The sequence below is a fragment of the Arthrobacter sp. StoSoilB20 genome (assembly GCF_019977295.1).
Classification (GTDB): Bacteria; Actinomycetota; Actinomycetes; order Actinomycetales; family Micrococcaceae; genus Arthrobacter; species Arthrobacter nicotinovorans_A.
The window spans coordinates 2,460,004-2,474,884 of record NZ_AP024651.1 but is presented as its reverse complement, the minus strand read 5'-3'; the positions used below and the strand labels follow the sequence as shown (position 1 = coordinate 2,474,884).

15 protein-coding genes are annotated in these 14,881 nt (G+C 62.3%); 3 read left to right on the top strand and 12 right to left on the bottom strand.

Going from position 1 to position 14,881, the window contains the following annotated elements; genetic code table 11:
- Nucleotides 1-2: 2 nt before the first annotated feature.
- The 3 genes from zwf to pgl are packed head-to-tail and all read left to right on the top strand — an operon-like array spanning nucleotide 3 to nucleotide 3,305.
- Nucleotides 3-1,559: a glucose-6-phosphate dehydrogenase gene (zwf, locus tag LDN85_RS11115; protein WP_026546777.1), complete on the top strand. Its 1,557-nt coding sequence runs from the start codon at nucleotides 3-5 to the stop codon at nucleotides 1,557-1,559.
- Nucleotides 1,556-2,497, top strand: coding sequence for a glucose-6-phosphate dehydrogenase assembly protein OpcA (locus LDN85_RS11110; protein ID WP_026540626.1), 942 nt, complete (start codon nucleotides 1,556-1,558; stop codon nucleotides 2,495-2,497). Before zwf ends, LDN85_RS11110 begins: the two co-directional genes overlap by 4 nt.
- Nucleotides 2,498-2,534: 37 nt before the next feature.
- The gene (pgl, locus tag LDN85_RS11105; protein WP_263422061.1) at nucleotides 2,535-3,305 is read left to right on the top strand and encodes a 6-phosphogluconolactonase; all 771 of its coding nucleotides are present in this window, start codon (nucleotides 2,535-2,537) and stop codon (nucleotides 3,303-3,305) included.
- On the opposite strand, the gene LDN85_RS11100 is transcribed toward pgl, so the two are convergent.
- From LDN85_RS11100 to LDN85_RS11045, 12 genes are all read right to left on the bottom strand, one after another.
- Complete coding sequence (locus LDN85_RS11100) at nucleotides 3,258-3,656, bottom strand: RNA polymerase-binding protein RbpA (protein ID WP_091551778.1); 399 nt, start codon at nucleotides 3,654-3,656, stop codon at nucleotides 3,258-3,260. The genes pgl and LDN85_RS11100 overlap by 48 nt on opposite strands.
- Nucleotides 3,657-3,835: 179 nt before the next feature.
- A complete protein-coding gene (gene secG, locus LDN85_RS11095; protein ID WP_017198454.1) occupies nucleotides 3,836-4,093 on the bottom strand; it encodes a preprotein translocase subunit SecG in 258 nt (85 codons plus the stop codon).
- 36 nt (nucleotides 4,094-4,129) lie between these two features.
- Nucleotides 4,130-4,945: a triose-phosphate isomerase gene (tpiA, locus tag LDN85_RS11090; RefSeq protein WP_223943117.1), complete on the bottom strand. Its 816-nt coding sequence runs from the start codon at nucleotides 4,943-4,945 to the stop codon at nucleotides 4,130-4,132.
- Nucleotides 4,946-5,018: 73 nt separating this feature from the next.
- Entirely contained in the window at nucleotides 5,019-6,245 is a 1,227-nt protein-coding gene (locus tag LDN85_RS11085) for a phosphoglycerate kinase (RefSeq protein ID WP_026540623.1), read from the bottom strand.
- 9 nt (nucleotides 6,246-6,254) lie between these two features.
- Nucleotides 6,255-7,265: a type I glyceraldehyde-3-phosphate dehydrogenase gene (gene gap, locus LDN85_RS11080; RefSeq protein ID WP_024821016.1), complete on the bottom strand. Its 1,011-nt coding sequence runs from the start codon at nucleotides 7,263-7,265 to the stop codon at nucleotides 6,255-6,257.
- A gap of 271 nt (nucleotides 7,266-7,536) precedes the next feature.
- Complete coding sequence (locus LDN85_RS11075; RefSeq protein WP_026540622.1) at nucleotides 7,537-8,160, bottom strand: superoxide dismutase; 624 nt, start codon at nucleotides 8,158-8,160, stop codon at nucleotides 7,537-7,539.
- Between the two features lie 175 nt (nucleotides 8,161-8,335).
- Nucleotides 8,336-9,316, bottom strand: coding sequence for a DNA-binding protein WhiA (gene whiA, locus LDN85_RS11070; protein WP_018777554.1), 981 nt, complete (start codon nucleotides 9,314-9,316; stop codon nucleotides 8,336-8,338).
- A 9-nt stretch (nucleotides 9,317-9,325) separates the two neighbouring features.
- Nucleotides 9,326-10,342, bottom strand: coding sequence for a uridine diphosphate-N-acetylglucosamine-binding protein YvcK (yvcK, locus tag LDN85_RS11065; protein ID WP_026546773.1), 1,017 nt, complete (start codon nucleotides 10,340-10,342; stop codon nucleotides 9,326-9,328).
- Nucleotides 10,342-11,265 carry an RNase adapter RapZ gene (gene rapZ, locus LDN85_RS11060; protein WP_026540620.1) on the bottom strand — a complete coding sequence of 308 codons (924 nt, stop codon included), beginning with the start codon at nucleotides 11,263-11,265 and terminating at the stop codon, nucleotides 10,342-10,344. Before rapZ ends, yvcK begins: the two co-directional genes overlap by 1 nt.
- Nucleotides 11,266-11,386: 121 nt before the next feature.
- Nucleotides 11,387-13,402, bottom strand: coding sequence for an excinuclease ABC subunit UvrC (gene uvrC / locus LDN85_RS11055; RefSeq protein WP_223943116.1), 2,016 nt, complete (start codon nucleotides 13,400-13,402; stop codon nucleotides 11,387-11,389).
- Nucleotides 13,403-13,505: 103 nt separating this feature from the next.
- Entirely contained in the window at nucleotides 13,506-14,174 is a 669-nt protein-coding gene (locus LDN85_RS11050; RefSeq protein ID WP_026546771.1) for a lysophospholipid acyltransferase family protein, read from the bottom strand.
- Nucleotides 14,161-14,877 carry an HAD hydrolase-like protein gene (locus LDN85_RS11045; RefSeq protein WP_026546770.1) on the bottom strand — a complete coding sequence of 239 codons (717 nt, stop codon included), beginning with the start codon at nucleotides 14,875-14,877 and terminating at the stop codon, nucleotides 14,161-14,163. The genes LDN85_RS11050 and LDN85_RS11045 overlap by 14 nt, the downstream gene beginning before the upstream one ends.
- Nucleotides 14,878-14,881 lie beyond the last annotated feature (4 nt).

Sequence of the window (14,881 nt, the reverse complement as noted above, 5' to 3'; positions counted from 1 at the left end):
ACATGCCAGAAACTGAAAACGGCAGGAAAAACGCCGGTCTGCGGAATCCTTTGCGGGATCCGCGGGACCGGCGCCTGAACCGCATTGCCGGGCCGTCGTCGTTGGTGTTCTTCGGAGTCACTGGCGACCTTGCCCGTAAGAAGCTCATGCCGGCGGTCTATGACCTCGCCAATCGTGGTCTTTTGCCGCCGAGCTTTGCCTTGGTTGGCTTCGGTCGCCGCGACTGGGACAACGCTGAATTCGCCGCTGAGGTGAAGGAAAACGTTAAGGCTCACGCCAGGACGAAGTTCGATGAAGCGGTGTGGGAGCAGTTGGCTTCGGGTATCCGTTTTGTTCAGGGCGAGTTCGACGACGACGATGCTTTCGAGCGTCTCGGCGATGTCCTCGATGAGCTGGATGAGACCCGTGGTACCCGTGGGAATCATGGCTTCTATTTGTCGATCCCGCCGAAGGCGTTCGAGCAGGTCTGCCGCCAGCTCTCCAAGCACGGCCTGGCACAGGCGAAGCCGGGGCAATGGCGTCGTGTGGTGATCGAGAAGCCGTTCGGTCACGACCTGGAGTCTGCCCGTCAGCTGAACGACATCGTCGAATCGGTGTTCCCGGCTGATGCGGTGTTCAGGATCGATCACTACCTGGGCAAGGAGACGGTGCAGAACATCCTGGCGCTGCGTTTCGCGAACCAGTTGTTCGAGCCGCTCTGGAACGCCAATTACGTAGACCATGTCCAGATCACCATGGCCGAGGACATCGGGACGGGCGGGCGTGCAGGCTATTACGACGGCGTGGGTGCTGCCCGTGACGTCCTGCAGAACCACTTGCTGCAGTTGCTGGCGTTGACGGCCATGGAAGAACCGATCTCGTTCAATGCCGATGATTTGCGGGCGGAGAAGGAAAAGGTCCTCGCTGCGGTCAAGCTGCCTGATGATTTGTCCACGCATTCAGCCCGTGGCCAGTTCACCGGTGGGTGGCAGGGCGGTGAGGAAGTCCTCGGGTATTTGGACGAGGACGGCATTCCTGCTGATTCGAAGACTGAGACGTTTGCTGCGATCCGGGTGGATATCAATACCCGCCGCTGGAATGGTGTGCCGTTCTACCTGCGCGCCGGTAAGCGGTTGGGCCGCCGCGTGACTGAAATCGCGGTGGTGTTCAAACGGGCACCGAATCTATTGTTCCGTGACCATGGCGAGGACGACTTCGGCCAGAATGCCGTGGTGATCCGTGTCCAGCCCGACGAGGGTGCCACGATCCGTTTGGGTTCAAAGGTTCCGGGGACGCAGATGGAAGTCCGCGATGTCACCATGGACTTCGGCTACGGACACTCCTTTACCGAATCCAGCCCCGAAGCCTACGAACGCCTCATCCTGGACGTGCTCCTGGGCGAACCGCCGCTGTTCCCGCGCCACCAGGAAGTCGAGTTGTCATGGAAGATCCTTGACCCGTTCGAGGAATACTGGGCCGGACTTGATGAACAACCGCAACCCTACGCGCCCGGCAGTTGGGGTCCGGCTTCGGCCGATGCCCTGCTGGCCCGCGACGGACGAACCTGGAGAAGGCCATGATTGTAGATCTTCCCGATACCACTACTTCAAAGATCTCCAAGAAGATCATGTCCCTGCGCGAGCAAGGCGGCGTGATCGCCTTGGGCCGTGTGCTGACGCTGGTGGTGGTGACCAAGTCCGGGCAGGAAGAAGAGGCCATCGAGGCGGCCAACGAAGCCAGCCGGGAACACCCCTGCCGGATCATCGTCCTCGCTGACGCCGGCGTTGAGGGACCGGATCGTCTGGATGCCCAGATCCGTGTTGGCGGCGACGCCGGCGCGTCCGAGGTCATCGTCCTCCGGGGTCACGGGCACATGGCCCACGAGAGCGAATCGCTGGTGGCAGCCCTGTTGCTGCCGGACGCCCCGATCGTGGCGTGGTGGCCGCACGGAGCACCGGAAAGCGCCTGCGAGACCTCCATTGGCCGGATCGCCCACCGACGCATCACCGATTCGGCCAACGAACCTGACCCCCGCCTGGCTCTGGAGAACATCCGGGCAACGTACAAGGCAGGCGACACCGACCTCGCGTGGACCCGCCTGACCAACTGGCGCATGCAACTCGCCGCTGTCTTCGACCAGGTGGACAGTGACCCCGTCTCCGCGGTTGCCGTCGAGGGTGCCTCCGACTCCCCCAGCACGCTGCTGCTGGCCGCCTGGCTCAGCCTGGCGCTGGAGGCTCCCGTGACGATCGTGGCGGACCCTGCAGGCACCGGCATCCGTCGAGTCCGGCTCACCCGCGCCAGCGGTGACGTCCAACTCTTCCGTCCCGGCCTGTCGGTGGCGGAGTTGACGCAGCCCGGGCAGCCGGCGCAGCGTATCACCCTCCCGCGGCGAAGCCTGAAGGATTGCCTTGCTGAAGAGCTTCGCCGACTCGACCCGGACGAAGTCTTCGGAGAAGTGATTACGATGGGACTGCCACTTACCAGCCAGAGGAGAGTCCAGACCAGTGCACGCTGAGCCAAGAGTTAGCATCCATCCCGACTCCAAGGTGTTGATGGCCGCCATCGCGGCCCGCCTTATTACCAAGCTCGTGGACGTCCAGGACAAACACGGTGAGGCGACGGTTGTCCTGACCGGCGGTACAGTCGGCATTGGAACGCTGAAAGCGGTGGCCGATTCGGCCGCAGCGCCGGCAGTCGACTGGTCAAAGGTTAACTTCTGGTGGGGGGACGAACGTTTCGTTGCAGCGGACAGCGAGGACAGGAATACCCGTCAGGCACACCAGGCTCTCCTGACACACCTTGCGGTGGATCCTGCGCGTATCCACGAGCCGGGTTCGACCGATCACTTCGCAACTGCTGACGAAGCGGCCTCAGCCTATGCCGAGGAGCTGAAGGCGGCAGCCGAGGCCGAGCATGCGGCTGACATGTCAGATGACCGTTCTGAAAAGCCTGGCGTCCTGCCGCGCTTCGATGTCCTGCTTCTTGGAGTGGGTCCGGACGCGCACGTCGCGTCGCTGTTTCCCGAACAGGCCGGCATCCGTGAGAAGAAGCGCACGGTGGTGGGGGTGGAAAACTCGCCCAAGCCGCCGTCGTCGCGTATTTCCCTGACGCTGCCCGCCATTAACACTGCCCAGGAAATCTGGATGGTTGTTGCCGGTGAGGACAAGGCCGGCGCTGTCGGTTTGGCGTTGGCCGGAGCCAATCCCGTCCAGGTTCCGGCTGCAGGTCCTGTTGGTCGTTCGAGGACCTTGTGGCTTATCGACGAAAACGCAGCATCACGGGTCCCCCAGCAATTGGTCCGGAAGGACCCCGCGGGAGCGTAGGCGCTCCAACGCTCCGGCCAGGACAACTTCGGCTTCCTGGCTGGAGCGTCTTTCTTTAACGTAATCCAGATGGGATTTATAGAGGTCATCCACCGGCGCGGCCGCGGCCGGATGACCGGGATCACGCGAAGAAGGAAGACCACATTTGGGGCAATCCCAGGTCCTTGGGATTTGGTCATCCGGGAGCTTCAGGAAAACAAGCTGTGTTTCGTGTCCTTTTGCGCACCAATAGTGGACGCGCATACGGGGCAATTGCGCCCCGCCCCCGCCGTGGTCGCTGTGATTTCTCGGTGGTGAGCCTTGGGCTACACCTACGCGGGTACCCCGGTATCCTGGCGTGCCATGAACCATATCGAACCCCTAGCGACTCGGTGGTCGGCCGTCACGGCCCGCAGGCCTTACGGCCAACAAGGCCAGTCTAATGCGGGAGTCCCTGCAAAGGCAGTAGAAATGGCCGGCACACAACAAAGGGAGCGGTTCCGTTCTGGAACCGCTCCCTTTGTTCTCGGCCGGCTGGTGCCGGTTGGCGACTAGGAGTCGCCGCCCGAGGTGAAGCGCATGATCAGGCCAAGGCCGATGATGACAACGCCCCACGTGATACCGAGAATGATGGTGAAGCGGTTCAGGTTGCGCTCGGCTACGCCGGACGAACTCAATCCGGAGCTCATTCCGCCACCGAACATGTCGGACAAACCGCCCCCACGTCCTTTGTGCAGGAGGATGAGCAGCGTCAGCAGAAGGCTGGTGATTCCCAGCAGGATCTGCAGAATGACTTGAAGAACGTCCACGACGGCCTTTCGAAGAAGCGGAAAACGGGAGCCGGACTAGTCCGTGACGAGGTGGCTCTCGAACCTGACAATGTTAGCAAACTCAGCGGGGTCCAGGCTTGCGCCACCCACAAGCAATCCGTCAACATCTTTTTCGGCCATGATGGCCGCTGCGTTGTTTGCCTTGACGGAACCTCCATAGAGAAGGCGGGTCTTCTCCGCGACGATCTCGTCGAAGAATTCGGCAAGCTCAGCACGGATGGCCGCACACATTTCCTGTGCATCTTCCGGTCCGGCTACTTCGCCGGTACCGATGGCCCAGACGGGCTCGTAGGCAACGACGAGGTCTGCGGCCTGCTCGGCGGTGAGTCCCTCCACGCCCGCGCGCAACTGGGCGAGGGTGTGCTCCACATGCGTTCCTGCCTGGCGGACCTCGAACCCTTCGCCAACACAGAGGACGGGGGTTACGCCGTGGCGGAACGCAGCTTTGACCTTGGCGTTCAGTACTTCGTCGGACTCGTTGTGGATGGTGCGGCGCTCACTGTGGCCCACCAGGACGTAGGCGCAACCCAACTTGCTGAGGAACTGGCCTGAGATGTCACCGGTGTAGGCTCCGGAGTCAAACTGCGAGAGGTCCTGGCCACCGTATACGACATCGAGGTCGTCGCCCTGTACCAGCGTCTGAACGCCTCGGAGGTCCGTAAAGGGCGGGAAGACAGCGACTTCGGCACGGTTGTAGTCGTGCTTGGCGTCGGAGAGCGTCCAGGCAAGCTTCTGCAGCAGGGTGATGCCCTGGACATGGTCCATGTTCATCTTCCAGTTGCCGGCGATGAAGGGCTTACGGACAAATTTGCCATTGGCAGAGGTAGTCACATGAACTCCAAAGAATGCGTCGAAATATGGAACGGCCGGCAGGACGCAAAGCGTCCTGCCGGCCGTCTGGTACTTAGCGGTCGAGGACGCTCAGTCCCGGAAGTTCCTTGCCTTCAAGGTATTCCAGGCTTGCGCCACCGCCGGTGGAGATGTGTCCGAACTGTGAGTCTTCGAAACCCAGGGTCCGGACAGCCGCGGCTGAATCGCCCCCGCCTACGACGGTGAACGCCACGGTATCGGTCAGCGCCTGGGCAATTGCCCGCGTACCGCTGGAGAAGGCTTCGAATTCGAAGACACCCATGGGGCCGTTCCAGAAGACGGTCTTTGCCCCCTCGATGTGGGCTGCGAATGCGGAAGCAGACTCGGGTCCGATGTCCAGGCCAATGCCGGAAGCGCCGAAAGCGCTGTCCTCTATGGCGTCGGCCTTGACGACCTCGTGTTCGGCGTCAGCGGCAAAGCGGCTCGCCACTACGACGTCGGTGGGGATCACGAACGACGTTCCCGCTGCTGAGGCCCGCTGGAGGTAGTCCTGGACCACGGGGATCTGGTCTTCCTCCAGGAGGCTTCCGGCAACCTTGTGGCCTGCTGCGGCAAGGAATGTGAAGAGCATGCCGCCGCCGACGAGGATGGTGTCCGCTTTGCCCAGCAGGTTCTCGATCACTGCCAGCTTGTCCGAGACCTTGGAACCGCCCAGAACCACGACGTATGGACGCTGTGTATCCGTGGTGAGCTTCCGAAGAACTTCGACTTCGGTGTGCACGAGGTCGCCGAGGTACGACGGCAAACGGGTGGCTACGTCATAGACGCTGGCGTGTTTGCGGTGGACCGCGCCGAAGGCGTCGTCCACGTAAGCGCCGTTACTGCCCGTGAGTGCAACCAGCTCATCAGCGAAGGCGCCGCGCTCGGCGTCGTCCTTGCTGGTTTCGCGGGCATCGAAGCGGACGTTCTCGAGGACGAGGACGTCACCGTCCTGGAGTCCGGCTGCGAGCTCCTTGGCGGAGTCACCAACCGTGTCTGCTGCGAGTTGCACCCGGAAGTCCGCAAGTTCCGTGAGACGGTCTGCAGCAGGCTTCAGGGAGTACTTCTCTTCGGGTGCGCCCTTGGGGCGTCCCAGGTGGGCGGTTACGAGCACGCGGGCACCGGCGTCCGAGAGCTTCTTGAGGACCGGGAGCGAGGCCTTGATGCGGCCGTCATCGGTCACCTTAGAGCCGTCGAGCGGCACATTCAGGTCACTTCTGACCAGAATGTACCGCCCGCGGACACCTTCAGCGATGAGTTCGTTGAGGGTGTGAGATGTCATGTGTCTACCCTAGCCCAGCTTGGATGCGACGAGCTCCGTGAGGTCAACGAGGCGGTTGGAGTAACCCCACTCATTGTCATACCAGGAAACAACCTTGACCTGGTTGCCGATGACCTTGGTGAGGCCGGAGTCGAAGATCGACGAAGCAGGGTCTCCAACGATGTCCGAGGACACGATGGGGGCATCCGTGTAGGAGAGAATGCCGGCCCACTGCTCGGACTCAGCTGCGGCCTTGACCGCTGCGTTGACTTCCTCGACCGTGACTTCGCGGGAAACCGTGACCGTGAGGTCGGTAGCCGAACCGGTGGGCACCGGGACGCGGATGGCGTAGCCATCCAGCTTGCCCTTGAGCTCCGGGAGGACCAGGCCAATTGCCTTGGCCGCGCCGGTGGACGTGGGAACCATGTTGATCGCAGCAGCACGGGCGCGGCGGAGATCACCGTGGGGGCCGTCCTGGAGGTTCTGGTCCGCCGTGTAGGCGTGGACCGTGGTCATGAGGCCACGCTCGATGCCGAAGGCGTCGTTCACTACCTTGGCCAGCGGGCCGAGGCAGTTGGTGGTGCAGGAAGCGTTGGAGATGATGTTGTGCGCTGCGGGATCGTAGAGCTCGTGGTTGACACCCATGACGATGGTGATGTCTTCGTCGCTGGCAGGTGCCGAGATGAGGACCTTCTTGGCTCCGGCATCAATGTGCTTCTGCGCGGCAGCAGCCTTGGTGAAGAAACCGGTGGACTCGATCACGATGTCAACGCCCAGTTCGCCCCACGGAAGGTTGGCGGGATCGCGCTCTGCAAGGACCTTGATGGACTTGCCGTCGACTACCAGGTTTCCATCGACAACTTCCACGGTCTGGGCGAGGCGTCCACCGACGGAGTCGTACTTCAGGAGGTGGGCGAGCGTCTCGGGGCTGGTGAGGTCGTTGACTGCGACGATCTCGAGGTCTGCGCCCTGGGCCAGTGCTGCGCGGAAGTAGTTGCGGCCGATGCGGCCGAAGCCATTGATACCAATACGGGTGGTCACTATGTGTCAATCTCCTTGGTGCTCTTGCAAGCACGCCTAGTGAGTCGGATAAATAATTTCCAACTAACAGACCCCGCACGTCTTTGGGCAGAGGTGATTATCAGATCGGAGGGCGACCAGCCACGTTGCTGAAGGCTAACCGCCTTCCGTGATCCATCTTACGTTTAACTAAGCCTGCCCCCGCAACTGCGGAGGCAGGCTTTCCAGCATTTGGCCCGAATTCACGCTAAAAGTGACTTTTGTTACATCGGCGTGAACCGGAGCTCACCAACTAGAGGACGATGAGGCCCGTGGCGTTGGTGCGTGCGGCTTCGAAGCGCTTGGCGACGTCGGCCCAGTTGGCAATGTTCCAGAAGGCCTTGACGTAGTCAGCCTTGACGTTGACGTAGTCCAGGTAGAAGGCGTGCTCCCACATGTCCAGCATCAGCAGCGGAGTGGTACCCACTGCAACGTTGCCCTGCTGATCGTAAAGCTGCTCGATGAGCAGGTTGCCGCCGATGGGCTCGTATGCCAGGAAAGCCCAGCCGGAACCCTGCAAACCGAGAGCCGCGGCGCTGAACTGCGCACGGAAGGCATCGAACGAACCGAAAGCATCATCGATCGCAGCAGCGAGCTCGCCTTCGGGCTTGTCGCCGCCGTCCGGGGAGATGTTATTCCAGAAGACGGAGTGGTTGATGTGTCCGCCGGTGTGGAACGCGAGGTCCTTGGAGAGACGGTTGATGTTGGCGTAGTCACCCTTCTCGCGGGCATCTGCCAGCTGGGAAAGGGCATTGTTGGCGCCTGCAACGTAAGCAGCATGGTGCTTGCTGTGGTGCAGCTCCATGATCTTTGCCGAAATGTGCGGCTCGAGTGCTGCATAGTCGTAGCCGAGCTCGGGCAGAACGTACTCTGTCACGAAATCCTCCAATGTAGTGGACTGACGTCCGGGTTGGTAACTCTCGTTATGTCATCCGGCCAGCGGACCGGCCGGAAATCCTTGGCGAAGAAGCTTCGCTGTTGCCTCCACCGGGAACAACCCTGGGTGGCCTCGCAGTATTTCCTCTACGCATTTTCGATTCTATGGGTGCGGACTACTCGTCCATCATTTCCGGAGTCACATTTGCCTCAGTGCCCGGGATGCCAAGGTCAAGGGCGCGTTTGTCCGCCATGGCCAGGAGCCGGCGGATACGGCCCGCGATGGCGTCCTTGGTCATCGGTGGATCGGCCAGGCGTCCGAGTTCATCCAAGCTGGCTTGCTTGTGGGCTACACGGAGTTCGCCTGCGTACTTGAGGTGGTCCGGAACGTCGTCGCCAAGAATCTCCAAGGCCCGGTCCACCCGGGCGCCGGCGGCTACGGCGGCTTGTGCCGAGCGACGCAGGTTGGCGTCGTCAAAGTTTGCCAGCCTGTTGGCGGTGGCCCGGACTTCCTTGCGCATGCGCCGCTCCTCCCAGACCATGAGGGCGTCATGTGCCCCCATCCGGGTGAGGAGGGCTGCAATGGTGTCTCCGTCCCGGATCACCACACGGTCGACTCCGCGCACCTCCCGGGCCTTGGCCTGGATGCCCAGGCGGCGGGCAGCTCCCACAAGCGCCAGTGCGGACTCGGGTCCGGGGCAGGTCACTTCCAGCGAAGAGGAACGCCCTGGCTCCGTCAGCGATCCGTGTGCGAGGAAGGCTCCCCGCCATACAGCCTCGGCATCGGCAGCCGAGCCGTTGACCACTACTGATGGCAGTCCACGGACCGGGCGTCCCCGCCCATCCAGCAGTCCTGTCTGCCGGGCGAGGGCCTCGCCGTCGCGGACCACGCGGACAACGTAGCGGCTTCCGCGGCGGAGGCCGCCGCCGGAGACGACGATGATTTCGCTCTGGTGGCCGTAGACCTCGGCTATTGCGGCACGGAGGCGACGCGCCGTCGAGGCAAGATCAACCTCGGCTTCAATAACGATCCTGCCCGAAATGATGTGCAAGCCGCCGGCGAAGCGCAGCATTGCCGAAACTTCTGCCTTGCGGACCGAAGATTTCTTGATGTCCAGCCGGGACAGTTCGTCCTTGACCGACGCAGTAAGTGCCATCGCGTATTCCTAACTGTTCCCGAAAATATCGTGGTACGCCGCTGCCAGCAGCAATGGATCGTGGACGGGGCGGCGCCTCGACGCCCCTACTCTACCCAACACCACTTCGGCGCCGATCATCCCGGCGGCCTTCTCAAATGCCTTGAGGTCCTGGATCGCGGCGGGATCGGCGAGGACAACATCGACGCTGAACTCCGGAGCATAGCGGCGCAGGACGTCCAGGTGGTCCGCGGCTGTCATGCCCGATGTTTCCTTGGTTTCGACATCCAGGTTCATGGTCAGGCAGCGTTTGGCAGCGGTGTCGCCGAGTGCTTGGCGGAGCTCGGGCAACAGCAAATGCGGCAGCACCGAGGTGTACCAGGAGCCGGGACCCAAAATAACCCAGTCAGCCAGCTCGATCGCCGTCAGGGCTTCGGTGCAGGCAGGTGCGTCCTCCGGCAACAGCCTGACCTCTTCGAGCTTGCCGGCAACAGCGCATTTTGCCTGGCCCCGGACAGTCCTGAGTTCCTGCCCGCCTCCGGGAAGCCCGACGTGTGCCTTTCCCTCGATGGTGAGGGGAACACTGGACATGGGGAGGACCTGGCCCCTGGCTCCGAGCAATGCTCCAGCCCATTTCAGGCCGGCCACTGTGTCTCCCAAAAGCTCCCAGAGGGTCACGATCAGCAGGTTGCCCATGGCGTGGTGGTCCAGGGAGCCACCTTTGGCGGATCCGGCATTGAAGCGGTGCTGCATGACGTCACGCCATGTACGTCCCCAGTCGGTGTCGTCGCACAATGCGCTGAGCGCCATCCGGAGGTCACCGGGCGGGAGGACACCGTACTCTTCGCGAAGCCGCCCGGAAGAGCCGCCGTCGTCCGCTACCGTAACGATTGCCGTGAGCTCCGAGGTGAGCAAGCGCAATGCCGAGAGCGACGCCGCCAGCCCGTGGCCGCCACCAAGGGCAACCACTGAGGGGCTCTTCTTTTGCTGGCTGCCGGGGACACCCTTGGGCGGAATAAGGGGAAGCGGGCCGGTAAGGACCCCCACTATTCGCGTCCCAGGTCGCGGTGGGTGGTGGTGACTGTCACGCGTGGATACTGCGCCAAACGCTTTGAAAGCTCGACGGCGACTGCCACCGAACGGTGCTTGCCTCCGGTGCAGCCAACAGCCAGGGTGGCGTAGTGCTTGTTCTCCTGGCGGTAGCCGTCCAGCACCGGCTCCAAAGCCCGGACGTACCTGTCCACGAATTCGTGCACGCCATCGGCACCGAGGACGTAGTTGCTGACGTCCTCATCCAAGCCGGTGTGGGGCCGAAGTTTCGGAACCCAATGCGGATTGGGAATGAAACGGGCGTCGGCTACGAAGTTGGCATCCACTGGAAGGCCGTACTTGAATCCAAAGCTCATGACGTTCAATCGCAGGGTAACCGGGCCGGTGTCACTGAAGAGCTCGGTGATGGCTGTTGCCAGGCCGTGGACGTTGAAATCGGACGTATCCAGCACGACGTCGGCATGCTCCCGCAGTTCCCTCAGGACCTCGCGCTCGATCCCTATGCCGTCCAGGATCCGGCCGCCACCCTGCAGGGGGTGCGGACGCCTGCCTTGCTCGAAACGGCGGACCAGGACTTCGTCGTTGGCGTCGAGGAACAGCACCCGGAAGGTGATGCCGCTGGCACTGAGTGCACCCAGCGCTGTCTGGATGTCGGTGAAGAGGTCCTTGCTGCGGACATCCACCACCACGGCCAGCTTGGGAATGGATTTGGGGGCGTGGGAGACAATTTCGGCCAAGGTGCCGAGCATCTGCGGCGGGAGGTTGTCCACCACGTACCAGCCGTGGTCTTCCAGGGCGTCCGAGGCCGTACTGCGGCCTGCCCCGGACATGCCGGTGACAACCAGCAGTTCCGCCTCCGGGGGCTTGACGGGCGTGAGGCCGTCATGCTCCGTCCCGGCCCCCGGTGTTGCCTCATCCATCAGTTGTCCCCGTTTCCTCGGAAGTGGTCCGTGCCGTGCGCATCGTGGAACTGTGCGCACGTTCGACGTGCTCAAGCACCGGTGATCGCTGATGCGGCCATCGGCCAAGTTCTAACCCTAGCTAAGATTCGAGGATTTCGCCGGTGGTCATGTTGATCGCCGGGGCTGTGGTTCCTGAGTCCTCGGTGGAACCCAGATGCTGGACCACGGCAGCTGCCAGCGCAGGGCCGATTCCCTTGGCAGAGGTAAGCTCCTCTACCGAGGCCGCTTTGATCTTTTTCAGCGAGCCGAAGTGCGCCACCAGGGCCTTGCGCTTGGCTTCACCGAGGCCCGGCACGCCGTCCAGGACGGACACCGTCATGGCCTTCCCTCGCTTCTGCCGATGGAAGGTGATGGCGAAGCGGTGTGCTTCGTCACGGATCCGTTGAAGCAGGTACAAGCCCTGCGAAGTCCTAGGCAGGATCACCGGGAAGTCGCTGTCCGGAAGCCATACTTCCTCCAGCCTCTTGGCCAGGCCCACCACGTAGACGTCGTCGATTCCCAGTTCATCCAGCGCACGCTTGGCGGCGTTGACCTGTGGCTGGCCGCCGTCCACCACTACCAGGTTGGGCGGATAGGCGAACTTGGCCTTGGGGGCAGGCATGGTGGGGTCCGACGGCGGCACGTCGGCGCCGCTCCTGGCCCCGGAACGTGTGGGGTTGACGATTTCGCCCGAGACCACGGGCACCTGGGCAGCTTTGTCCGTCAGGTAGTGCCTGAACCGACGGGTCAGGACGTCGTGCATGGCCGCGGTATCGTCCGCTGCTGCCGCTCCCGTAATGGAGAACTTCCGGTAGTCGGCCTTTTTGGGCAGCCCGTCCTCCACGACCACCATGGAGGCCACAACATTGGTGCCCTGGACATGGGAGATATCGAAACATTCAATGCGCAGCAAGGGAACAGGGATCTCCAAGGCTTCCTGCAGCTCCTGGAGTGCCACTGACCGTACGGTGATGTCGCCTGCCCTGCGGGTTTTGTGCAGCTTGAGGGCCTGCTCCGCATTTTCGCGCACGGTGGACATCAAGGCGGCCTTGTCACCGCGCTGGGGCACCCGGATGTCCACTTTGGCCCCGCGCAGTCCGCCAAGCCACTGGGTAAGTTCGGCATGGTTGCTGGGCGTTTCCGGGACCAGGACTTCCCGGGGGATCCGGCCTTGGACCTCGCTGTCCTCGCCGTAGACCTGCTGCAGCAAGTGCTCGATCAGCTCCGGAGTGGTGGCGTCCTCGACCTTTTCGACAACCCACCCGCGCTGCCCCCGGACCCGGCCGCCGCGGACGTGGAACACCTGTACGGAAGCCTCCAGTTCGTCGTCGTGGAGGGCGAAGACGTCAGCGTCGGTGTCTTCGGCAAGAACCACGGCGTTTCGCTCGAAGACTTTCCTGAGCGCGATGATGTCGTCCCTGAGGCCGGCAGCGCGCTCGTAGTCGAGCTCGGCGACGGCCGCTGCCATGTCCTTCTCCAAGCGGCCGATGAAGCGTTTCGCTTCACCGCCCATGAACGAACAGAAGTCTTCAGCAAGGTCCCGGTGTTCTTCGGCACTCACACGGCCAACGCAAGGGGCCGAGCATTTGTCGATGTAGCCGAGAAGGCATGGGCGCCCGCTGGATTCGGCACGCTTGAAGACGCCCGCACTGCAGCTGCGCACGGGAAAAACCCTCAGCAAGGTGTCCATTGTTTCGCGGATGGCTCCGGCGGTGTACGGACCAAAGTACCTGGTGCCCTTGCGCCGCTCGCCACGCATGACCTGCACCCGGGGGTACTTCTCCCCCATGGTGACCGCGAGGTACGGGTAGGTTTTGTCGTCCCGGAAAACCACGTTGAAGCGCGGCTTGAATTCCTTGATCCAGGTGTACTCCAGCTGCAGCGATTCGAGCTCGCTGCCCACCATTGTCCATTCAACACTGCTGGCAGCATGGACCATGGCATGGGTCTTGGGAAGAAGCCCTGCTGGATTGGCGAAGTACGAATTGAGTCTTGACCGCAGGTTCTTTGCTTTGCCCACGTAAATGACCCGGCCATGGGGGTCGCGGAACCGATAGACGCCTGGGGTGGTGGGAATCTCACCCGTTTGGGGCCGGTAACTTGCTGGATCTGCCACGTTTCCAGTCTAGTGAACCGAACGGACAGCCACGGCCACTTCACCGTCGCGGGCGCTCCTGCCTCCACGGTCGGCGCTCGTGCCGCCCCGGCGGGCGCTCCTGCTAGTCGACGGATTTGCTCTGGTTGTAGCTTGCAGACCGGTCCTGGCCGCTGAGCAGGGCGATGGCATCCATGATTTTGTCGGTTACTTCACGTCGCGCCGGAAGCGAGTGGTCCGGACCCGTCTTATCAAAATAGAGTGGCTCGCCCACCTTCATGGTGAAGTGCTGCGGGCGCACCGCGTTCTTGTCCGCCGGTTGCAGTTTTTCCGTTCCGATCAGCCCCACGGGGATAACGGGAGCGCCGGTGGTCAGGGCAAGCCACCCCACGCCCGTGCGGCCGCGGTAGAGGATGCCGTCCCGGGACCGCGTGCCCTCGGGGTAAATACCGATCCCCTTTCCCGACTCCAGGATGTCCAGCAGTGTCTTGAGCGCTTGCACGCTGGCCGCTTGCTCGCCGCGTTCAACCGGAATGGAACCCACGGCCTCGAAGAATGACTTCATGACGGCGCCTTTGACGCCTTTGGTGGTGAAGTACTCGGCCTTGGCAAAGAAAGCGACCGGACGTGGCATCAGGGCCTGGACAATAACGCTGTCAAGGAATGACAGATGATTGGGAGCCACAATAAAGGGACCGTCCTGGGGAACGTTTTCCAACCCAATGACAGTAGGCCGGCACGTGGAGGAGATCAGTCCACGGGTAGTCCACCGGATCGCATCAAAGACTGCCATCGTTTTGTACCTCGCTCAGGGCCGTCGCACGGACAGCGTCAAGTTCTTCAATTTTGGTCCGCAATTCAACTGCGGTGTGCACAACAGCCACGGCGCCGGCTTCTTCGAGTTCTCCGTCCGGAGCGAATCCCCAGGAAACCCCGATGCAGTCCAGGCCGTTCGCCATGGCTCCTGCAACGTCCTGGTGCCTGTCGCCTACCATCACCGCAGGTTGGGAGTTCAGGTCCGACAAGGCTGCGCCAACAATTTCGATTTTGCCCGATGCCGTATTTGCTTCCAGGGACTCGTTGTCCGCTGCCCCACGGATGGAGACGAAGAAATCGGCAATGTGATGGTGCTCGAGGACAAGCCGGGCAATGGACTGCGGCTTCTGCGTAGCAACGGCCACAGCGCGGCCGGACGCAGCAAAGTATTGGAGGAGTTCGTAAATACCGGGGTAAAGCTTGCTCTGCCCAATACCGGTTTCCCTGTAATGGCGCCGGTACCGCTCAATGGTCTCGTTGACCAGCGCTTCGGGAACGTGTGCCAAATGCAGCAAGGAGTCGCTGAGCTTGGGACCCACCATGGAATTGAGCACGGCCTGCTCCGGAACAGGAAGGTCCATTTCACGGAGGGCAGCAGAGATTCCTCCCGTGATACCGCCTGCGGGATCGACAAGGGTGCCGTCCAGATCGAATATTACGGGCACCGTTGTTTGAGTCACCGGG